21 protein-coding genes are annotated in these 19534 nt (G+C 73.9%); 10 read left to right on the top strand and 11 right to left on the bottom strand.

The features are described 5' to 3' along the window. Positions 1–53: 53 nt before the first annotated feature. Positions 54–896 carry a polysaccharide deacetylase family protein gene (locus OG422_RS14905; RefSeq protein WP_405743288.1) on the bottom strand — a complete coding sequence of 281 codons (843 nt, stop codon included), beginning with the start codon at positions 894–896 and terminating at the stop codon, positions 54–56. 232 nt (positions 897–1128) lie between these two features. Between OG422_RS14905 and OG422_RS14900 the strand changes: the two genes are divergently transcribed. From OG422_RS14900 to OG422_RS14890, 3 genes are read left to right on the top strand one after another with little or no spacing between them, the layout of a single operon-like run. Further along, positions 1129–1869, top strand: coding sequence for an ABC transporter permease (locus OG422_RS14900; protein ID WP_405743287.1), 741 nt, complete (start codon positions 1129–1131; stop codon positions 1867–1869). After that, the gene (locus OG422_RS14895) at positions 1866–2543 is read left to right on the top strand and encodes an ABC transporter permease (RefSeq protein WP_405743285.1); all 678 of its coding nucleotides are present in this window, start codon (positions 1866–1868) and stop codon (positions 2541–2543) included. Before OG422_RS14900 ends, OG422_RS14895 begins: the two co-directional genes overlap by 4 nt. Before the next feature lie 14 nt (positions 2544–2557). Next, positions 2558–3568: an ABC transporter substrate-binding protein gene (locus OG422_RS14890; RefSeq protein WP_405743284.1), complete on the top strand. Its 1011-nt coding sequence runs from the start codon at positions 2558–2560 to the stop codon at positions 3566–3568. Positions 3569–3639: 71 nt separating this feature from the next. Here OG422_RS14890 and OG422_RS14885 read toward each other — a convergent pair whose 3' ends face one another. Next, positions 3640–4797, bottom strand: coding sequence for a betaine/proline/choline family ABC transporter ATP-binding protein (locus OG422_RS14885; RefSeq protein WP_405743283.1), 1158 nt, complete (start codon positions 4795–4797; stop codon positions 3640–3642). A 270-nt stretch (positions 4798–5067) separates the two neighbouring features. Here OG422_RS14885 and OG422_RS14880 point away from each other — a divergent pair, with 270 nt between their 5' ends. Further along, positions 5068–6009, top strand: coding sequence for an NADP-dependent oxidoreductase (locus OG422_RS14880; protein ID WP_405743281.1), 942 nt, complete (start codon positions 5068–5070; stop codon positions 6007–6009). 178 nt (positions 6010–6187) lie between these two features. Here the strand turns inward: OG422_RS14880 and OG422_RS14875 are convergent, their stop codons facing one another. Next, positions 6188–7177, bottom strand: coding sequence for a hypothetical protein (locus OG422_RS14875; RefSeq protein ID WP_405743280.1), 990 nt, complete (start codon positions 7175–7177; stop codon positions 6188–6190). Positions 7178–7395: 218 nt separating this feature from the next. Beyond that, on the bottom strand, positions 7396–8040 hold the full coding sequence (locus OG422_RS14870; RefSeq protein WP_405743279.1) for a hypothetical protein: 645 nt from the start codon (positions 8038–8040) through the stop codon (positions 7396–7398). 300 nt (positions 8041–8340) lie between these two features. On the opposite strand from OG422_RS14870, the gene OG422_RS14865 reads away from it, so the two are divergent. From OG422_RS14865 to OG422_RS14855, 3 genes are all read left to right on the top strand, one after another. Further along, on the top strand, positions 8341–8934 hold the full coding sequence (locus tag OG422_RS14865) for a TetR/AcrR family transcriptional regulator (protein WP_405743277.1): 594 nt from the start codon (positions 8341–8343) through the stop codon (positions 8932–8934). After that, entirely contained in the window at positions 8931–9944 is a 1014-nt protein-coding gene (locus tag OG422_RS14860) for a DMT family transporter (protein ID WP_405743276.1), read from the top strand. The genes OG422_RS14865 and OG422_RS14860 overlap by 4 nt, the downstream gene beginning before the upstream one ends. Before the next feature lie 161 nt (positions 9945–10105). After that, entirely contained in the window at positions 10106–10504 is a 399-nt protein-coding gene (locus OG422_RS14855; protein WP_405743274.1) for a VOC family protein, read from the top strand. Positions 10505–10737: 233 nt separating this feature from the next. On the opposite strand, the gene OG422_RS14850 is transcribed toward OG422_RS14855, so the two are convergent. Next, complete coding sequence (locus tag OG422_RS14850) at positions 10738–11850, bottom strand: cation diffusion facilitator family transporter (protein WP_405747798.1); 1113 nt, start codon at positions 11848–11850, stop codon at positions 10738–10740. 259 nt (positions 11851–12109) lie between these two features. Between OG422_RS14850 and OG422_RS14845 the strand changes: the two genes are divergently transcribed. Then, a complete protein-coding gene (locus tag OG422_RS14845) occupies positions 12110–12952 on the top strand; it encodes a helix-turn-helix transcriptional regulator (RefSeq protein ID WP_143943197.1) in 843 nt (280 codons plus the stop codon). Continuing rightward, positions 12934–13221, top strand: coding sequence for a DUF397 domain-containing protein (locus OG422_RS14840; protein WP_405743273.1), 288 nt, complete (start codon positions 12934–12936; stop codon positions 13219–13221). Before OG422_RS14845 ends, OG422_RS14840 begins: the two co-directional genes overlap by 19 nt. Positions 13222–13379: 158 nt before the next feature. On the opposite strand, the gene OG422_RS14835 is transcribed toward OG422_RS14840, so the two are convergent. Further along, positions 13380–13595 carry a hypothetical protein gene (locus OG422_RS14835; RefSeq protein ID WP_143943195.1) on the bottom strand — a complete coding sequence of 72 codons (216 nt, stop codon included), beginning with the start codon at positions 13593–13595 and terminating at the stop codon, positions 13380–13382. A gap of 389 nt (positions 13596–13984) precedes the next feature. Here OG422_RS14835 and OG422_RS14830 point away from each other — a divergent pair, with 389 nt between their 5' ends. Continuing rightward, the gene (locus tag OG422_RS14830; RefSeq protein WP_405743271.1) at positions 13985–15208 is read left to right on the top strand and encodes a cytochrome P450; all 1224 of its coding nucleotides are present in this window, start codon (positions 13985–13987) and stop codon (positions 15206–15208) included. On the opposite strand, the gene OG422_RS14825 is transcribed toward OG422_RS14830, so the two are convergent. Genes OG422_RS14825 through OG422_RS14805 form a run of 5 tightly spaced genes read right to left on the bottom strand, consistent with a single transcriptional unit; the run spans position 15183 to position 19491 of the window. Continuing rightward, positions 15183–16445, bottom strand: coding sequence for a cytochrome P450 (locus OG422_RS14825; protein WP_405743270.1), 1263 nt, complete (start codon positions 16443–16445; stop codon positions 15183–15185). The two genes, OG422_RS14830 and OG422_RS14825, sit on opposite strands and share 26 nt — an antisense overlap. Next, positions 16442–17098, bottom strand: a complete 657-nt coding sequence (locus OG422_RS14820) for an ATP/GTP-binding protein (protein ID WP_143944637.1) — start codon at positions 17096–17098, stop codon at positions 16442–16444. The genes OG422_RS14825 and OG422_RS14820 overlap by 4 nt, the downstream gene beginning before the upstream one ends. Continuing rightward, a complete protein-coding gene (locus tag OG422_RS14815) occupies positions 17079–17435 on the bottom strand; it encodes a DUF742 domain-containing protein (protein WP_405743269.1) in 357 nt (118 codons plus the stop codon). Before OG422_RS14815 ends, OG422_RS14820 begins: the two co-directional genes overlap by 20 nt. Next, positions 17432–17869 (bottom strand): roadblock/LC7 domain-containing protein, encoded by a 438-nt coding sequence (locus tag OG422_RS14810; RefSeq protein ID WP_405743268.1) that lies wholly within the window; start codon positions 17867–17869, stop codon positions 17432–17434. Before OG422_RS14810 ends, OG422_RS14815 begins: the two co-directional genes overlap by 4 nt. After that, positions 17866–19491, bottom strand: coding sequence for an ATP-binding protein (locus OG422_RS14805; protein ID WP_405743267.1), 1626 nt, complete (start codon positions 19489–19491; stop codon positions 17866–17868). Before OG422_RS14805 ends, OG422_RS14810 begins: the two co-directional genes overlap by 4 nt. Between the last annotated feature and the right edge of the window lie 43 nt (positions 19492–19534).

Raw genomic sequence — 19534 nt, 5'->3', positions numbered from 1 at the left:
TGCCCGGCCCGTCGTATGTCCGGGAACGGGCGCGGCCCCACGCGCCGCCGCGCTCAGGGCCGGTACACCATCCCCGGCTCCGGCTTCGCGGGCGACAGCAGCTGGGAGACGGTGACGATCGTGAAGCCGCGGTGCTTCAGCTCCTTGAGGATGCCGGGGACGGCCGGGACGGTGCCCGGGTAGATGTCGTGGAGCAGGATGATGCCGTCCTGCTCGGTCTGGTCGAGGACCCGCTTGGTGATCAGCTTCGAGTCGTTGGTCAGGTAGTCCTTCGCCGTCACGCTCCACAGGACCTCGGCGAGCCCCAGCTCCTTGCTGACCTTGGCGACCTTCTCGTCGGTACGGCCCTGGGGCGGGCGCATCAGCGTCGGCGTCTTGCCGGTGAGGTCGTGGACCGCCTTCTGGACGCGGGAGAGCTGGCTCGTGATCTCCGCCGGGGTGGCGCCGGTGAGGATCTGGTGCGACCAGGTGTGGTTGGCGAGTTCGTGGCCCTCGCGGTCGATGCGCTTCACCTCGGCGGGGCGCTCGGCGATGTGGTTCTTGCCGAGCATGAAGAAGGTCGCGTGGACCTGCTCCTTCTTGAGGATGTCCAGCAGGTGGTCGGTGTTCTCGCTGGGGCCCGCGTCGAAGGTGAGCGCCACGCATTTGACCTCGCGGCAGTCGACGTCCGAGCCGTCCGCCGCGTCCTTGCCGTTCTTGGCGTCCTTGCTGTCCTTGGTGCCCTTGCCGTCCGCCGCTAGCTGGGCGTCGCGGGCCTTGACGTCGGCCGCCGGGGCGTCGTCCCGGGCGTCGGCCGGGGCGATCTCGTTGGCGGGGGTGCAGCCGCTGAGCGCCAGGGCCAGGGAGGCGGCGGTCAGCAGCCCGGCTATGACGGGGCGGCGGGCGGTCTTCGGCATGGAACTCTCCGGGCGGCGCGGGGGTACGGCGACAGCCGGCCGGACGGCTGCCCGGCAGCTCCGGGGAACTATACATAGCGTGTAGACATGCAGTGTCTACGCCCTGCGTAGAGGTGCGGTGCATAGAGGAGGGCGGGGCGTCCGCCCATGAGGAGTGGTCCGGGGTGGGGCGCCGGCCCGTTCGGACGCGCCCCGCGCGACAGCCCGCCCCGCCCCGGGGTGGACTCGTACCGTGACCGCACCGCCGGACGACTGCCTGGCCCGCAACGACTGGATCTGCGGCGACTACCTCAGCAGCCGCCGGCACATCCTGCTCGGTGCGGTGGCCGAGCACGTCCAGCTGACGGTGGTCTCCGTCGCCCTCGGGCTGGTCGTCGCGGTGCCGTTGGCGCTGCTGGCCCGGCGGCACCGGTGGACGGCGGGGCCCGTGCTGGCGCTGACGACGGTGCTCTACACGATCCCGTCGCTGGCGATGTTCTCCCTGCTGCTGCCGGTCTACGGCCTCTCGTCCGCCCTGGTCGTGGCGGGTCTCGCGCTGTACTCGCTGACCCTGCTGGTACGGAATCTGCTGGCCGGTCTTGACGGCGTACCGGCCGAGGCGAAGGACGCCGCCCGGGGCATGGGGTACGGGCCGACGCGTCAACTGCTGACCGTGGAGCTGCCGTTGGCGCTGCCCGCGGCGATGGCGGGACTGCGGATCGCCACCGTCTCCGCCGTCGCGCTCACCACCGTCGGCGCGATCGTCGGCCACGGCGGGCTCGGCAACCTCATCTACGCCGGGATGAACTCCTACTTCAAGGCGCAGGTGCTGACCGCGTCGGTGCTCTGCGTGCTGCTCGCCGTCGCCTTCGACCTGCTGCTCCTGGGCGCGGAGCGGCTGCTGATGCCCTGGCGGCGGCGGGCGCGCACCGCACGGCGGGGGCGCGCGCGGATGGCCGTGCGCCGTCCCGTCGCGGCCGGGCGGCAGCCGTGAACGCGGTCTCCGGCGCCGTCGCCTGGCTCACCACCGCGGCCCACTGGTCCGGCGAGAACGGCATCGGGCACCGGCTCGCCCAGCACGCCGCGCTCACCGTCGGCTGCCTGCTGCTGAGCTGTCTGATCGCGCTGCCGGTCGCCGTCGTCCTCGGGCATCTGGGGCGCGGCGGGGCGCTCGCCGTCAACCTCGCCAACGTCGGCCGCGCGGTCCCCACCTTCGCCGTCCTGGTCCTGCTGCTGCTCACGCCCCTCGGGCGGCACGGGGAGTGGCCGACCGTCATCGCCCTGGTGCTGTTCGCCGTGCCGCCGCTGCTGACCAACGCGTACGTGGGGATGCGTGAGGTCGACCGGGACGTGGTCCGGGCCGCGCGCGGCATGGGGATGACCGGCGGTCAGCTGGTGTGGCGGGTCGAACTGCCGCTGGCGCTGCCGCTGGTGCTGACCGGGGTGCGCATCGCCGCCGTCCAGCTCGTCGCGACCGCCACCCTCGCCGCACTGGTGGGCGGCGGCGGCCTCGGCCGGATCATCACCGCCGGGTTCAGCCTCGCCTCCACCCCGCAGGTCGTCGCCGGTGCGGTCGTCGTCGCGGTGTTCGCGCTGGTCATGGAGGGGGCGTTCGAGCTCGGGCTGCGGTGCGGGCCCTGCCGGTTGCGGGGACGGGGGGCGCGGTGAGGGGGCGCGGGCGGGTGTCCGGCCCGGCGCGTGGCCTGGCCCCGCGCGCTCCCTGCCCCCGCGCCGTACGCGGCCCCCGCCGCACCGGCCGCGCGGTCACCCTCGCCCTCACCGCCGCTCTCCTGACGTCCTGCGCGGGCGGCCCCGCCCTGGAGGACCGGGGGGCCGTCACCGCCGCGCCCGGGGACCGGCACCATCTGACCGTCGGGTCGGCCGGTTTCACCGAGAGCGAGCTGCTGGCGCAGATGTACGCGGCGCTGCTCCGGCACGCCGGATACCGGGCCGATCTCGTCACCGTCGGCAACCGCGAACTGTACGAACCGGCCCTGGAGAGCGGCCAGGTCGACGTCGTCCCCGAGTACGCCGCGACCTTCGCCGACTGGCTCCAGGCCAAGGCGCACGGGGCGGGCGCCCGGCCCGTCGCCTCCCCCGACCTCGGCGCCACCATGACCGCGCTGCGTGCCCTCGCCGCCCCGCGCGGGCTGGCGGTGCTCGCCCCGGGGCGCGCCGTCGACCGCAACGCCTTCGCCGTCAGCGCCTCCTACGCCGCCCGCCACCATCTGCGCACCCTCGGCGACCTGGGCCGCGCGAAGCTGCCGGTGCGTCTCGCCGCGGGCGATGAGTGCGTACGCCGTCCGTTCTGCGCGCCGGGGCTGAGGAAGGCGTACGGGATCGACATCACGGCCGTCGACCCCAAGGGCGTCGGCACCACCCCGGCCAAACAGGCGGTGCAGAACGGGCAGGACCAGATGGTGCTGACCACGACCACCGACGCGACCCTGGACCAGTTCGGGCTGGTGGTCCTCGCCGACGACCGCACGCTCCAGAACGCCGACCACGTCGTGCCCGTCGTCAACCGCTCCCGGGCCGGGGGCGCCCGCGCCGCCGCCGCGCTCGGCCGCCTCAACACCGTCCTGACCACCGCCGACCTGGCCCGCCTCAACGAACGCGTCGACAGCTGGCGCCGCCTCCCGGAGGATGTCGCACACGGCTATCTGAGAGAGAAGGGGCTGCTGCCGAGGTAGCCCACGCGGCTCCCGCGGCCCATGTGGCTGAAGGGGCGAAGGACGCGGGCGGCCCGGCCGTACCGACCCGTTCACCGCGTCGGTACGGAGGCCACCTCCCCAGCGGCGCGGGGGCCGCCGCGCTCCCCGGGGACGATCGTGCGGCGCAGCGCCTCATGGAGCCGGGCCGGGGTCAGGACGCCGAGGAAGCGTGCGCCGTCCAGGACCGCGACCCAGCCCGCGTCGTGTTGCAGCATCTCGCCGAACGCCCGCTTGAGGGTGGCGCCGACCGGGACCCACGCCTCCATCCGGCGGGCGTGCCCGGACACCGGCCCCGCCGCGTCCGCCAGCTCCGTGGCGCCGACCCAGCCGTGCAGCACGCCGGAGTCGTCCAGCACCACCGCCCACCGGGCGCCGTGGGCCCGCAGCCGGGCCGCCGCCTCCGTGGCCGGTTCGCCGAGCCGGGCGAGCGGCGGGCGCTCCAGGTCGGCCCGGTCGATCCCGGTGACCGACAGCTGTTTGAGCGCCCGGTCGCTGCCGACGAACTCGGCGACGTACGGGGTCGCGGGCGCGCCGAGCACCCGGGCGGGCGTGTCGAACTGCTCGATGCGGCCCTGCCCGTAGACGGCGATGCGGTCGCCGAGGCGGACGGCCTCCTCGATGTCGTGCGTCACGAACAGCACCGTCTTGTGGAGCTGCTGCTGGAGGTGGCGGAACTCGTTCTGGAGGTGTTCGCGGATGACGGGGTCGACGGCGCCGAAGGGTTCGTCCATGAGGAGGACGGGCGGGTCGGCGGCGAGCGCGCGGGCGACGCCGACGCGCTGCCGCTGGCCTCCGGAGAGCTGGTCTGGGTAGCGGTGTCCGTAGACGGTGGGGTCGAGGCCGACGAGGTCGAGGAGTTCCGCCGCCCGCGCCCGCGCCTTCGGCCGTTTCCAGCCGGTGAGCACCGGCACCGTCGCGGTGTTGTCGAGGACCGTACGGTGCGGGAAGAGGCCGGTCTGCTGGATGACGTAGCCGATCCGGCGGCGCAGCCGGACCGGGTCGACGCGGGAGATGTCCTCGCCGTCGACGTGGATCGTGCCCGCGGTCGGGTCGATGAGCCGGTTGACCATCATCATCGTGGTGGTCTTGCCGCAGCCCGACGGGCCGACGAGGGTGACGAGTTCCCCCTCCGCGACCTCGAAGGAGAGACCGTCGACGGCGGTCGTCCCGTCCGGGTAGCGCTTGGTCACGGAGTCGAAGCGGATCATGCGCCCATTCCATCCCGCCCGGCCGCGCCGGTCCCCTCATCCGGGCAATCGGGTGGGACGGCCGTCGGGGCACCCGGGAGGGGCGGCCTTCCGGGCCGTCAGGAGGGCCGCCCGCCCCGGCAATCGGGTGCGGCGGCCGGATGGGGCGCGGCGCGGGGGCCGTACGAGTTGCTTCGGCGGCGCCGCCTTTCCTCCTGCCGCGCCGGGCCCGTCCGGCGTGCTTACGATCGCGCCCGGCCTCCGGTCGGACGGGTGGAAGGGAACGCCACGATGAGAGCCGTAGCAGTCAGCGCATTCGGTGCCGAGCCACAGCTCATGGAGCTGCCGCAGCCCGAGCCAGGGCCGGGGGAGGTCCTGGTGCGGCTGTCCGCCGCCGGGGTCAACCCCATCGACTGGAAGATCGCGGACGGGATGTTCGGGGACCCCGACACCACGTCGTTCCCGCTCGTCATGGGCGCGGACGGGGCGGGCGAGGTGCTGGCCGTCGGGACCGGCGTGCGGCGCTTCACGGCCGGGGACGCGGTGTTCGGCACGTTCCAGCGGCTGCGGCACGGCGGCGGTTCGTACGCGGAACTGGCCCTCGCCGACGAGCAGTCCCTCGCCCACGCGGCCCGCAGCGTCACCTACGCGACGTCGGCGGCGGTGCCGACGGCCGGGATGACGGCGTACAACCTGGTGGAGGAGACCCGCATCGGGGAGGGCAGCCGGGTGCTGATCGTCGGGGCGACCGGCGGCGTCGGCACCTTCGTGACGCAGCTGGCGCACGGGCGCGGCGCCGAGGTCATCGCCACCGCGCGGCCGGTCATGGCGGATCTGATGCTGACGCTGGGCGCCGCCGAGACCGTGGATCACGGGGCGGGCCCCGTCGCCGACCAGGTGCTGGCCGTCCACCCGGACGGCGTCGACGTCCTGATCGACCTGGCCAGCGACGCGGAGGCGTTCACCACGATGATGCGGACGGTGCGGGACGGCGGGACGGCGGTGTCGACGATCGGCGCGGCCGATGCGGATGTCCTCACCGACCACAACCTCCGCGGCTTCAACTTCGTCAACCGGCCGTCCCCGCAGCTGCTGGAGATCCTCGCCGGACACGTCGACGGGGGCCGCCTGACGGTCCTGGTCGGCAGGGAGGTCCCGCTGGAGGAGGCCCCGGCAGCGGTGGCGGAACAGCGCGCGGGGCGGGCGCAGGGGAAGACGGTGCTGGTGATGTAGCGGCCTGTTGTCCGGGCTCGGCCCGGTGCGGACGGTCCGGTGCGGACGGTCCGGCGCGGCCCCGTGGGAGCTTCCTGCGGGGCCGCGTGGCGTGGGGGTGAGGGCGGGGAGGGGTGGCTTCCGCTTCGGCCGCCCTGGGGCCGTGCGGCCTGCGGGGCCGCCCGGTGCCGCCCGCCGCTCAGCCCCCGTGCCGCTTCCGCAGGACGCCCCGTACCGCCCGCACCACCGGCCCGCTCCCCGCGGCCAGCGCGGCGGTCACCAAGGCCCCGCAGACCAGCCCCGTGGTGCCCGTGTGCAGCGATGCCGTGAGCGCGTCCGTATACGCGGCCGCCGCCGGGCGCGGGACCGCGTGCGGGAGCGCGTCCAGGGCCTGGGAGCGGACCGGTACGAGGGCCACGGCGAGCAGCGCGGTGGCGGCGGCGCAGAGCAGGGCCGCGGCGGTCAGGGCACGGCGTCGGCGGCGGGCGAACAGGAGTCCGGCGGCGAGGCAGAGCGCCGCGGCCGGGGGCGCCAGCCGGGCCGTGGCCCGTACGGCCTGGTAGGCGGCGCGGGCCCGGGGCACGTCGGCGGCGGGCAGCAGCACGATCTCGGTGCCGGTGTGCGGCACCCGGCGGGCGATGTCGATGCCCAGTCCGTTGGCGGACAGCTGGTGTTTGACGCGCTCGATGATCGGGGCGACGTCGAGGCGGACGGGGGCGTCGCCCGAGGCGCCGAGGGTGGCGTCGAGGGTGCGGTGGGCGGTGCGGTGCACCTGCCGCCACACGGCGGGGAACGACGGCCCGGTGACGACCTGCCGGACCTGTTTGTCGACGAATTCGCGGATGCCGCGGGTGAACCGCTCGCGCAGCGCGGGGCGTTGCGGCCGGGGGATCGCCGACAGCAGCCCGTCGAGGCGGACGTGGTCCATCACGCCGTCGGTGACATCGTCGACGATGGCGTTCTGGATGGTGTGGTCGCGGGCGAGCGGTGCGACGGCGGTGACGTACCGCCCGGTGTCGGTGAGCTGGTCGCGGGCCCAGACGCCGGCCAGGGAGACCGGTGCCAGCAGCGCGGCGACGAGCAGCAGCACGATGGTGGCGCCCGCCCGGCCGGGCCGCCGAGGGGCGCGGGGCGTTCCCTCGCGCGCCGTGCGGCGGTCGCTCGCGCGCGGGGGTGCGCTCGCGGTCACGTTCGTGCGCTCCTTCCGTACGGCGGCGGGCGGGGCCGTCTCTCAGGCAAGCGGGGGTCGCGGGTGGCCGCGACCGGGGCCGGGGCAAGCGGGTGAGGCGGTGCGCCCCCGGCGGCGCGTCGACCGGGCGTCGGCGGCGCCTCGGGTACGGGCGGGCGCGAGGCACCGCACCCGGCCGCACCCGAGGCACCGGGCCCCGGCCGTGCCTCACCCGCCCGTCAGGTGCGGGCCGTGGTGGGCCCGGCCGCAGGCGCGGCGGACGTGGTCGCCGCCGCGGCGGTACGGCGTCGCCCCCGTAGCAACAGCCCGGCGCCCGCGAGCAGCCCCGTGCCGAGCAGCCACGGCGTCCAGGAGGTCGAGGACGTCCAGGAGTGGCCGGCGGCGTCGCCGTGGGTTTCGGGGAGGTCGTCGATGTCGCCGGTGCAGGCGGCGGGGGCGGCGACGCCGGGGGCGTGGACGCAGACGGTGGTGGCGGCGCGGAGCGTGCCGGGCGCGGCGGTGGGGCCGTCGGCGCGGTCGCCGAGGGTGGCGCTGGCGGTCAGCACGCGGAGGGCGCCCGGGGCGAGGTCGGTGTGCCAGACGGCGGTGTGGTCGGCGGTGACGCGGCCCTCGGGCGCGTCGGCGGACTCGGTGGTGGCGGGCAGCCGGGCCTCGACGCGGGCGCCGCGCAGCGGGACGTCGCCGAGGTTGCGCATCGTGACGCGGTAGTCGAGCCGGTCGCCCGCCTCCGCCGTGTCGGTGTCGTCGCTCACCTCGATCGCCACCTGCGGCGGTGCGGGTTCCGCCGGGGGCCCGGCGGCCACGGCGCGTCCGGGGAGGGCGGCGGTGGTGCACAGCAGGGCGCTCAGGAGGAGGGTACGCATCCGCCCATCCGAGCACCGCCCACCGCGCCCGGTGCCCCGCCTCCACCGGGGCACGACCGCGGTTCACCCGCGCGGTGGGCGGTGACGGGGCCGGATGCGGGCCCCGCCTCCCCGGTGGCGGGCACCGCGCCACGCGCCCCGGGCACGGCCGGACCCCGCCCCGGGCACGGCCGGACCCCGCCCCGGGTGCGACCGGACTCCCGTACGGGCAGGGGCGCGCCCGCCCCACGGACGGGCCCCTATACTAGGTAGACCTACCTACCTACGCACGTATCTGATTCGGGAGTTGTGGTGAGCCAAGTGGATGCGGCTTCGGCCGACGGCAGGCGGCGGCCTGCGCGGGCACGCCTGCTGGCTGCGGCGGCGCGCCGCTTCTACGCCGACGGTGTGGCGGCGACCGGGATCGACACGATCACCGCCGAGGCCGGGGTGGCGAAGATGAGCCTTTACAACAACTTCGCGTCCAAGGCCGACCTGGTCCGGGCCTACCTCGACGCCCGGCACGAGGAGTGGCTCGGCCTCTACCGGGCGCGCCTGGAGAAGGCCGAGGGGCCGCGCGAAGGGGTGCTCGCGGTCTTCGACGCGTACGCCGACCATGCGGCCTTCGCGTACGAGCACGGGTTCCGCGGCTGCGGACTGCTCAACGCCGCCGCCGAGCTGCCGTCCGGGCACGAGGGCCGGTCCGTGGTGCGCGCCCACAAGGAGGAGGTCGAGCAGCTGATCGCCGGGCACCTGGCGGAGCTGCTGCCCGACCGCCCCGGCGAGGTGCGCGCGATGGCCGAGCACCTGGCGTTCCTCCTGGAGGGCGCGGTGGCCCGCGCCGGTCTGGAGGGCGACGGCGACCGCCTCCGGCACGCCCGCACCCTGGCCGCCGGTCTGCTGGACCGGCTGTGAGGCGGCCCGCCGACGCCGCCCGGTCCGTGGCGACGGGCGCGCTGTGCGTGCTGACCGCCTCCGTGCTGTGGGGGACGACGGGCACGGCCGCCACCTTCGCCCCGACCGTGGGGCCGCTCGCGATCGGCGCCGTCGCCATGGGCCTCGGGGGACTGCTCCAGGCCTTTGTCGCCGCCCCGCAGATCCGCCGTCACGCGTCCCGGCTGCGCGAGCACCGTGGCACGGTGCTGCTCGGGGCCGTCTCCGTGGCGGCCTACCCGCTCGCGTTCTACACCTCCATGCACCTGGCCGGGGTCGCCGTGGGCACCGTGGTGTCGATCGGCACCGCTCCGCTCGCCTCGGCCCTGATCGAACGGGTCGTGGACGGCCGCCGCCTCACGCGCCGCTGGATGCTCGCGGCCGCCCTCGGCCTGCTCGGCACCGTCCTGCTGTGCCTCGCCGAAGCTGCCCACGCCTCCCGCGGCGCGGGGCAGGCGTCCGTGGCCGCCACCCTGCTCGGGGTGGGCCTCGGGCTCGTCGCCGCCGCGGCCTACGCCCTGTACGCCTGGGCCGCCCACCGGCTCATCATCCGTGAGATCCCCTCCCGCGCGGCGATGGGCACGGTCTTCGGGCTCGGCGGCGTGCTCCTGCTGCCCGTCCTCGTGCTCACCGGCGCCCCGCTCGTCGGCTCCTGGACCAATGCGGGCATCGGCATCTACATGGCGCTGGTGCCCATGTTCACCGGCTACGTCCTCTTCGGCCGGGGGCTCACCCATGTGCCCGCCAGCACCGCGACCACGCTGTCCCTGCTCGAACCGGCCGTCGCGGCCGTCCTCGCCGTCGTGGTCGTCGGGGAACGCCTCCCCGCCCTCGGCTGGATCGGCATCGCGTTCATCCTCGCCTGTCTCGCCGCCGTCACCGCCCCGTCCCCCGCGCCCTCCCGCCCACGGCGGCGACCCGGCGGACCCGCCCCGGGCGACGGGCCCGCCGCGGCGGAGCAGGACGACCCGGCGCGCCCCGCACCCGTGTAGCGCGTCGGCCACCCCACCGGCCCGCCCCCGATTGATGGGCACCTGGCCGCCGCTTACGGTGCATACCGTCGGGGCACGGCCGTGGGCGGTGTCGCGGTGCCGGGCGGGCCACCCGGCGGCGCATCCTCGACGGCTCAGGTCCCGGAACCGGAGGGCACTCCATGAGAATCCACCTGACCAGCGTCTTCGTCGATGATCAGGCGAAGGCCCGGCACTTCTACACCGAGATGCTGGGGTTCGAGACGAAGCATGACGTCCCGCTGGGCGAGGGCGCGGACGCGGTCCGCTGGCTGACCGTGGTCTCCCCGGAGGACCCCGACGGCACCGAACTGCTCCTGGAACCCTCGGGCCACTCCGCCGTGCCGCCGTACAAGGCGGCGCTGTTCCTGGACGGCATCCCCGCCGTCTCGTTCGCCGTGGACGACGTGCCCGCCGAACACGACCGGCTGCGCGCCCTCGGCGTCCACTTCACCCAGGAGCCGGTGACGACGGGATCGATCACCACCGCGGTCCTGGACGACACCTGCGGCAATCTGATCCAGCTCGTGCACAGCGCGTAGGACGCGCCCCGGGCCGACCGGGCGGCGCCTCCAGGATCAGGCTCGTCCGGGAGAAGAACTGGAGAAAGAGGCGGGGCAGCAGCAGGGACAGTTCGCGGGCCTGGTCCGGGGTGCGGGAGTCGCCCCACCAGTGCCGTACGCGGTGGACGAGCGCGGGGTGGTCGGTGACGCGGGCCGGACGCAGTGCGAGCATGGCGTTCCCCTCCGCGAGCTGGCTGTCAGCGCTGGTCTGCTCAGTGGTGGTGCGGCCCCCGGCGGTGGACCGGGCCGTGGGCGTCCTCGCAGTGGCCGGGGGCGGGCTCGGGCGCGGGCCCGGAGCCGACGTGCAGCACGGTGTCGGCGTCCTGCTCCCCGACGTGGTCGACCTGGAGCGTGGCGTGGGTGATCCCGTACTCGGTGCTCAGCAGCGTCTGGAGGCGGCGGCGGACCTTGTGGCAGTCGCCGGACGGCGCCACCAGGATGTGCGCGGAGAGCGCGGGTTCCCCGGAGGTGATCTGCCACAGGTGCAGATCGTGGACCTCCGCGACCTCGTCCGCCGCGACGAGATGATCGCCGAGCGCGTCCGGGTCGACCCCGGCGGGCGCCGCCTCCAGGAAGATCCGCCCGGACTCGCGCACCAGCCCGTACCCGGCGCGCAGCATCAGCGCGACGACGACGAGCGTGGCCAGCGCGTCGGCCCGCGCGAAGCCGGTGGTCCACACGATCAGCCCGGCGACGGCGGTGGCCACGAACCCGAACAGGTCGGTGAGGAGGTGCTGGTACGCGCCCTCGACGTTGAGGCTGGAGCGGTTGGCGCGGGAGAGGAACCACGTCGCGATCAGGTTCACCACCACGCCCGCCAGCGCCGTGACCAGCACCAGCCTGCCGGTGACCTCGGGCGGTTCGATCAGCCGCCGCACCGCCTCGTACGCCAGCCAGACCGACAGCACCAGCAGCGTGATGCCGTTGGCCTGCGCGGAGAGGATTTCGGCGCGCTTGAGGCCGTAGGTGTAGCCGCCGCGCGCGGGCCGGGCGGCGAGCCGCATGGCGACCAGCGCGAGCACGATCGACGCCGCGTCGGTGAGCATGTGCGCCGCGTCGGAGAGCAGCGCCAGGGAGTGGGCGAAGAGGCCGATGACCACCTCGACCGCCATGAACGCGCAGATCAGCGCGAGCGCGGCGCGCAGCCAGCGGCGGTCGGCGTCCGGCGAGACGGTGTGCGCGTGGCTGTGCCCGCCCTGGCCGTGGCCGTGGGCGTGGGAGTGATCCGGACGGTGGCCGTGCGACCGACCCTCTCCGGGGTGGTGCCCGTGGGCGTGCTCGCTCAAGGCGCGTTCCCTCCTGGGTCGTCCTCCTGGGGCCTTCATGCGCAGCAAAGCGCACTTTTTCCGGTCTTTCAAAGGCTGCATCGGTGACCGTTGTCATTCCCATCGAACGGCGCAAAGGTGCAGGTCAGAGCGGTGGTTCCACTGACCTCCGGCCGGAGTGAAGCACTCCGTTTCCGCCCGCGCCGCCGCCCCGCTCCGCGCGCCCCCGCACGGTCGTTCCGGTACGCCTGCGCGGCCCCGGACCGCCAACTACATTGCGTCGCACTGTTGTTACGCCACGAGACGAGGAGGGGTGCGGATGCCGCCGAGGAGAGCTATCAGTGGGCTCAGTCAGGACCCGGGGCAGCGGTTCGCCGAGGAGTGCCGCCGACTGCGGCTGAAGAAGGGGCTCAGCTTCCGCGAGCTGGGGGAGGTGATGGGCTGGGACGCCTCGCTGTTCGGGAAGATCGAATCCGGTGCCACGATCGGCAGCCCGGACGTCGTGCAGGCGCTGGACCAGTACTACGAAACCGGCGTCCTGCTGCTGACGCTCTGGGAGCTGGCGGCGGGCGACCCCCGGAAGTTCCGCGAGCGCTACCGCCGCTACATGAAGTTCGAGGAGGAGGCGATCAGTCTCTGGCACCACGCGGTGAGCGTCCTGCCGGGTCTGTTGCAGACGGAGGGCTACGCGCGGGAACTGCTGGCGGCGGGCGGCCTCACGGGCGATGAGCTGGAGAGCCAGGTCGGTGCGCGGATAGGGCGACGGGAACGGCTGGAGGGGGAGATGGCGCCGCGCTTCCGCACGATCCTCTCCGAAGCCGTGCTGCGGACACCGCTCCGGGACACCGCCGCCTGGCGGGAGCAGCTGGAGTACCTGCTGGAGCTGGCCGACCGCCCGAACGTGATGATCCAGGTGCTGCCGTTCAGCGTCGGACTGCACGGGCTGAACAGCACCAGCATGATGTTTCTGCGGATGCAGGACGGGAGCACGGTGGCGTACACGGAGAACGCCTACCGAGGTGAACTCATCGAGGAATCCAGCCCTGTTGAGCGTCTTCAGCTCGCGTACGATGCGGTGCGTGACCTGGCGCTCACACCGCCCGAGTCGCGGAAGTTCATCATGCGGATGTTGGAGGAGTTGCCGTGCGATCCATCGACCTGAGCGCCGCGACCTGGCGCAAGAGCAGCTACAGCAATTCTGACGGCGGCGAGTGCATCGAGGTCTCCGACGACTTCCTGGCGTCGGCCTCCTGGCGGAAGTCCAGCTACAGCAATCCGGACGGCGGCCAGTGCATCGAGATCGCCGACGGCCACCCGTGCCTCGTCCCCGTCCGGGACAGCAAGGACCCGCAGGGTCCGGCGCTGGTCTTCGAGGCGCCGGCGTGGGCGGCGTTCGTCGGTGCGGTGCGCGGCGGAGCGCTCGGCGCCTGAGGCGGGCGGACCACCGCTGAACGGGACGGCGGGGCGGCGACGGGAGAACCGTCGCCGCCCCGCCGCCGTCGTCTACGCGGGCCCGCCAAGGTGGCCGCAGGCCAGGCAGATCTTCTGGCCCGCCTGTATCGAGTAGGTCGCACCACACTTAGGACAGTTCATGCGCTGTCTCCCGTTGTTTCGGCCGCTTGCACGGCGCGGTGGTATTCGTTGTTCAGCGCGTCCGCCTTGGCTTCCGCCTCGGCTTCCGTGGCGATGTTGATGGCCGCGCGCGCCCTGCCGTCCGCGCCGGAGAGGTGGGCGAGATGCCCATCAGGGGTGTGCACGATGTACCACGTGCCGTCCTTGCTGCTGCGCGCCTCGAACATGCCCATCACCACTCCTCGTACGCGGACCGGCTACCTACCGTAGTGGCGCCCGGGGGCAGGCCCGCAACCCCGCCGCGAGCGTCGTCGAGGGGGTGGCCCAGAGTTCGGCGGAAGATCCAAAAGCGGGGGGCGAGGAGCTTCCGCTTCCTTCAGGGATCGGTAAAATTGCAGGTCAGGTGCGTAATGGGGCGGTGTGGCCACGTCGCGTGAGGGGAGTGGGGCGGTCCGTTTCCGGGCAGGGCGGGGCCGTGAACCTCTTGATAAGTGGCCGGTCCGAGACGATCTTTGGTGTGCCTGTGGCCCCGTGCGGGGGTACGGGGGTGACCGCGGGACGCGCGGGAACCCCCGCATCCCATTACGTGTCGTATACATCTACCGAGGAGTGTGCCGTGCCCGTGAGCCGAGCAGTGCCGCCGGACATCCTGTCGCCCGAATTCCACGCGGACCCGCACCGCGCCTACCGCGTGCTGCGCGACGACTTCCCGCTGATCCACCACGAGGCCACCGACAGTTACGTCCTCTCCCGCTACGAGGACGTCGAACGCGCCTTCAAGGACCCGGTGTTCACCACCGACAACTACGACTGGCAGCTGGAGCCGGTGCACGGCCGCACCATCCTCCAGATGAGCGGCCGTGAGCACGCCGTCCGCCGCGCGCTGGTCGCCCCCGCGTTCCGCGGCCGGACCCTGGAGACCGCGTTCCTGCCGGTCATCGAGCGCAACGCCCGCGAACTGATCGACGCGTTCCGCGACACCGGCAGTGCCGACCTCGTCGCGCAGTTCGCGACCCGCTTCCCGATCAACGTCATCGTCGACATGCTCGGCCTCGACCGCGCCGACCACGACCGCTTCCACCGCTGGTACACCGCGATCGTGGGCTTCCTCGGCAACCTCGCCCAGGACCCGGACGTCGCCGCCGCCGGACTGCGCACCCGCGACGAGTTCGCCGCGTACCTGCTCCCGGTCATCCGCGACCGCCGCGAGAACCCGGGCGACGACCTGCTCTCCACGCTCTGCGCCGCGGAGATCGACGGGGCGCGGATGAGCGACGAGGACATCAAGGCGTTCTGCAGTCTGCTGCTCACCGCCGGGGGCGAGACCACCGACAAGGCGCTCTCCGCCCTGATGTACAACCTGCTGTGCCACCCCGAGCAGCTGGCCGCGGTGCGCGCCGACCGGTCGCTGATCGCGCCCGCCTTCGCGGAGACCCTGCGGTACACCCCGCCGGTCCACATGATCATGCGGCAGCCGTCCGAGGACGTCGACATCGCCGGGGGCACGATCCCCGCGGGCGCCACCGTGACCTGCCTGATCGGCGCCGCCGGACGCGACGAACGCCGCTACGCGCACCCCGGCACGTTCGACATCCACCGCGCCGACCTGGCGGCCACCACCGCGTTCTCCGCCGCCGCCGACCATCTGTCGTTCGCGCTCGGGCGGCACTTCTGCGTCGGCGCGCTGCTGGCCAAGGCGGAGGTCGAGACCGGCGTCAACCTGCTCCTCGACGCGCTGCCCGGCCTCGCCCTCGCCCGCGGCGCGGCCCCGCGCGAAGAAGGCATCTTCACCCGGGGCCTGGACACCCTCCCGGTGCGCTTCACCTCGGCGCGTACGCGGGGGTGAACTCCACCGGCAGCGCCGTCAGCCCGCGCATCCACAGCGACGGATGCCACACCAGCGCCTCCGGGGGAACCGACAGCATCACGTCCGGCAGCCGGTCGAGCAGCACCTCGACCGCCGCCTGCGCGATGACCTCGGCGATCTCGGGCGCCGGGTAGGGGCAGGAGTGCTCGCCGTGGCTGAACGACATATGGGCCTGGTTGCTGTCCGTACCGGCCGTGGTGAAGTCCGGGCTGACCTGCGGATCGTTGTTGGCGGCGGCCAGGCCCATGACCACCAGGTCACCGGCGCGGATCCGCCGCCCGCCGAGCTGGGTGTCGCGGGACGCCCAACGGCCGATGTAGTTCTGCGTCGGGGTGTCCTGCCACAGCACCTCGTTGAGCGCCTGGCCGACGCTGCGCCGCCCGCCGGAGAGCGACACCGCGAAGCGGTCGTCGGTCAGCATCAGCCGCAGGGTGTTGCCGATCCAGTTGGCGGTCGGCTGCTGGGCTGCGGCCATCACCACCAGCAGGTCGATGACCACCTCCTCCTCGGCCAGCTTCGCGTGGTGCGTCAGCAGCCGGGACGGCACGTCGGCGGCGGGCCGCTCCTTCCGCTCGTGCACCAGCCGGGCCATCCGCGCGGCGACCCGCTGATGCGCGTCGATCGCGCCGGGACCCTCGTCCAGCGATCCGGAGATGTCCCGGACCAGCTGCGGCACCTCCGTCGCGGCGATGCCGAACAGCTCGGTGACGACGAGCAGCGGCAGCCGCAGCGCGTAGTCCGCCATCAGGTCCGCCTCGCCGCTCCCGGCGAACGCGTCGATCAGCCCGTCCGCCAGCCGCTCGCAGATGCCCCGCAGCTCGAACTGGTCGATGGCGAGCAGCGCGTCACTGATCGCCCCGGAGCGGCGGCGGTGCTCGGCGCCCTCCGCGAACATCACCGACGGCTGGTAGCCGACGAACGGCATCAGCGACCAGTCGGCGGGGATCGACTCCCAGGCGTGCCAGCGCCGCGAATCGCGGGCGAACAGGTCGGGGTGGGACGTCACCTGGTGCACCTCGCGGTAGCCGAGGACGAACCAGGCGGGGATGTCGCCGTCCAGCAGGACCGGCGCGACCGGCCCGTACTCGCGCCGCAGCTCACGGTAGAGCCGCGCCGGGTCGCCGCTGAGCCCCTCGCCGTAGAGCCGTACGGCGCCTGACGGGTGGACGGAGGGGGCGTGCGCGGGGCAGCCGGGCGGGGGGAACTGCTCGGTCACGGGGCGGCCTTCACGGTCTCGTGAGGGGCGGACAGGGAGTAGAGGTGGTGGGCCAGCGCGATCAGCACCGACTTGCTGGACTGCCGGTCGCGGGCGTCGCAGGCCACCAGCGGGATCTCGGGCGACAGGTCGAGTGCCTCGCGCACCTGCTCCAGGGTGTGCTGCGGCCCGCCGAAGTCGTTGCACGCCACGATGAACGGCATGCCGTGCGACTCCAGCCGGTCGATCGCGTACCAGGAGTCGTCCAGGCGGCGGGTGTCGACCAGCACCACGGCGCCCAGCGTCCCGGTGAACAGCCGGTCCCACAGGAACCAGAAACGTTCCTGGCCGGGGGCGCCGAACAGGTACAGCACGGAGTTGTCGTTGATGCTGATGCGGCCGAAGTCGAAGGCGACCGTCGTCGTGGACTTGGTCTCCACGCCGGACGGGTCGTCGACGCCGACGCCCGCCCGGGTCATGGTCTCCTCGGTGCTCAGCGGGCGGATCTCGCTGACCGACCGGACCATGGTGGTCTTGCCGACGCCGAAGCCGCCGACGATGACGATTTTCAGGCCGTTGTCCGCGGTGGCCCGCAGCGGGGCGTGGGACGGGGCGGCGAGGGCGTCGGGCGCCGGTGCGGCTCCGGAGCCCCCGTCAGAGGCGGTGGAGTGCATCGAGCACCTCCTTCAGCAGGTCGGTGTCGGGAAGGTGGGCCGCGGTGACGGGCCGGGGGTGGCGCGCCGTCACCCTGCCGGAGTCGAGCAGGTCCGACAGGAGGATCCGCACGACGCTCACCGGCATCCGCAGCTCCGCCGAGACCTCCACGACGGCCATCGGGTGGTGGCACATGGACAGGATCCGGACGTGCTCCGACTGCATGCCGGGGGCCGGATCGCATTCGCTGACGATCAGGGTGACCAGGTCGAGGGTGAGGTCGTCGGCGGCCCGGCTGCGGCCCCCGGTGACGATGTAGAGCCGGTCCGGATCGTCGTCGGGACCGAGCCGCATCATGCCTGCTGCCCCGGGCTGAGCGTACGGCCGCCACCCTCGGTGCGCGGCGCGGCCGCGAGGTACTCGCCGATCTGCTCGACCAGTTCGTTCATGTTGAAGCCGATCAGGCCGACATCGGCGTCCTCGACGGCCAGCAGGGCCAGGTGGGCGCCGTGTCCGGCCTCGACTATGAAGAGGATGCCGCCGTGGAACTCCGTCATCGCCTGGCGGACGCCGCCGGTGCCGTCGCCGAACTCGATGGACGCGCCGTGCGACAGGCTCTGGATGCCCGAGGCGATGGCGGCCAGCTGGTCGGCCTGATCGACGGTCAGCCCCGGGGAGTGGCACAGCTTCAGGCCGTCGCGGGAGAGCACCAGGGCGTGGCGGGCACCCGGCGTCTTCTGGAGCAGGTTCTCCAGCATCCAGTCGAGGCTGTGGTCGGTCGTGTTCGTCATCGGATCTCGTCCTCCGGGGAAGCGGGGGTGGGGGTCTGCGAAGGATCGGGGGCACCACCGGGCGCCTCGGGGCCGCGGCCGACGGCGCGGCGGAAGGTGCGGAACCGCTCCCCGGCCTCCTCATGGGAGCGGGCCGGGCGCGGCGCGGCGGGCCGGGGCGCGGGCGTCGGCGCCGCACCGCCGGCCGGCGACGAGGAGGCCAGCGTCTGGCCCCGGCGGCGCTTGGGCAGCCCGCTCTCGCCGAACTCCGGTGCGGGCGCGGCCGGTCGGCGGCTTTGCTGCGGCGGGATCGCGGGGCGCGACGCGGGCGCCTCGGGCGCGGCGGACGGCTGGTGCGGTCGCGATGTCTTGGGCGGCTCCGGGGGGAACGGCGCGAGCGGGGCGACCGGCTCGGCCGGGTCCCGGTGGGAGGCGTGGCGCGGTGCGGACTCCGACGGCGTACGGCGCGACGCGTGGCGCGGCCCGGCGGGGCGGGTCAGCGACTCGGGCACGGTGTCCGGGACGACCGGCCGCTCCGGCTCGCGTACCAGCGGACGGGACTCGGTGACCAGCTGCTGCGGGATGAGCACCACGACGCTGGTGCCGCCGCGCGCCGACGGGCGGAACGACACGTTCAGCCCGTGCTTGCGGGCCAGGCAGCCGACGACGGCGAGTCCGAGGCGGGTGCCGGACAGCGACATCAGGTCCAGGGAGTCGGCGGAGACTGCGGCCTCCGCGCGGCGCAGCGCCGTCTCACCCATCACCAGACCGCTGTCCTCGACGCTGACGACGACACCCGTCTGCGTCTCCTCGACGTAGACGTGGACCGCGGACGACGGCGGAGAGAAGGACGTCGCGTTGTCCATGATCTCGGCGAGCGCGTGCATGATGCCCTCGGCCGCGTGCCCGGCGACCGCGACGGTGCTGCTGTTGTGCAGCTGCACCCGGCGATAGGCGCTGATGCGGCCCATGGCGCCGCGCAGCACGCTCTCCATCGAGATCGGCTTGTTCCAGCGGCGGCCCGAACGGGCGCCGGTCAGCACCGCGATGGAGTCGGCGAGGCGTCCGGCCTGCGCCGTGGAGTGGTCCAGCTTCAGCAGGTCGCCCAGGACCTCCTCACCGTGCCGGTGCTCCATCTCGCGCAGGTCGGCGAGCATGCTCGTGGAGAGCGCCTGGACGCGTCCGGCGGCGTTCGCGCAGGCGGCCATCGCGGCGGCCCGCATCCGCTCCCCGCGGCCGACCTCCTCGGCCAGGCTCCGGACGATGCGCTGGTGGGCGGGGGCGGTGGGCAGCGGCACCCGGCTGAGCGCGGTGTCGGCGGACGAGCCCGCGCGCAGCTGTGCGACGACCGCGGGCAGCGTCTCGTCGGCGAGCCGCTCCGCCTCGGCGCGGACCGCCTCGACGCGGTCGCGGTGCGCGCGGGCCTGCCGCAGCCCGTACACGGCGGCGGACACCGATCCGCTCACCACCACGGCCGCCGCGAAGCCGCCCCAGGCCAGGGCGGTGCGGACGGTCTCCGGGGCGGCGAGGACGGCCCACAGGCACAGGCCGCCGGTGATCACGAGCGTGGCCACCAGGGCGAGCAGCGCGGCACCGAGCGGCGAAGACTCTGCCCGACGGCGGGAGGGTATCTGGGGTGACATCGGACAGGTCCTCGGAGCGATGGCGGCGGTACGGGGGAGGGGC

The organism is Streptomyces sp. NBC_01525 (genome assembly GCF_045040405.1).
Classification (GTDB): domain Bacteria; phylum Actinomycetota; class Actinomycetes; order Streptomycetales; family Streptomycetaceae; genus Streptomyces; species Streptomyces benahoarensis.
This window is presented reverse-complemented; position numbering and strand designations above follow the sequence as displayed.

What these genes read in the sequence shown, in the direction of transcription:
- OG422_RS14905 (WP_405743288.1), bottom strand. Translation starts at nt 896, where the DNA reads ATGCCGAAGACCGCCCGCCGCCCCGTCATAGCCGGGCTGCTGACCGCC.
- OG422_RS14885 (WP_405743283.1), bottom strand. Translation starts at nt 4,797, where the DNA reads ATGATCCGCTTCGACTCCGTGACCAAGCGCTACCCGGACGGGACGACC.
- OG422_RS14880 (WP_405743281.1), top strand. Translation starts at nt 5,068, where the DNA reads ATGAGAGCCGTAGCAGTCAGCGCATTCGGTGCCGAGCCACAGCTCATG.
- OG422_RS14870 (WP_405743279.1), bottom strand. Translation starts at nt 8,040, where the DNA reads ATGCGTACCCTCCTCCTGAGCGCCCTGCTGTGCACCACCGCCGCCCTC.
- OG422_RS14855 (WP_405743274.1), top strand. Translation starts at nt 10,106, where the DNA reads ATGAGAATCCACCTGACCAGCGTCTTCGTCGATGATCAGGCGAAGGCC.
- OG422_RS14850 (WP_405747798.1), bottom strand. Translation starts at nt 11,850, where the DNA reads ATGAAGGCCCCAGGAGGACGACCCAGGAGGGAACGCGCCTTGAGCGAG.
- OG422_RS14845 (WP_143943197.1), top strand. Translation starts at nt 12,110, where the DNA reads ATGCCGCCGAGGAGAGCTATCAGTGGGCTCAGTCAGGACCCGGGGCAG.
- OG422_RS14835 (WP_143943195.1), bottom strand. Translation starts at nt 13,595, where the DNA reads ATGGGCATGTTCGAGGCGCGCAGCAGCAAGGACGGCACGTGGTACATC.
- OG422_RS14820 (WP_143944637.1), bottom strand. Translation starts at nt 17,098, where the DNA reads ATGCACTCCACCGCCTCTGACGGGGGCTCCGGAGCCGCACCGGCGCCC.
- OG422_RS14815 (WP_405743269.1), bottom strand. Translation starts at nt 17,435, where the DNA reads ATGATGCGGCTCGGTCCCGACGACGATCCGGACCGGCTCTACATCGTC.
- OG422_RS14810 (WP_405743268.1), bottom strand. Translation starts at nt 17,869, where the DNA reads ATGACGAACACGACCGACCACAGCCTCGACTGGATGCTGGAGAACCTG.
- OG422_RS14805 (WP_405743267.1), bottom strand. Translation starts at nt 19,491, where the DNA reads ATGTCACCCCAGATACCCTCCCGCCGTCGGGCAGAGTCTTCGCCGCTC.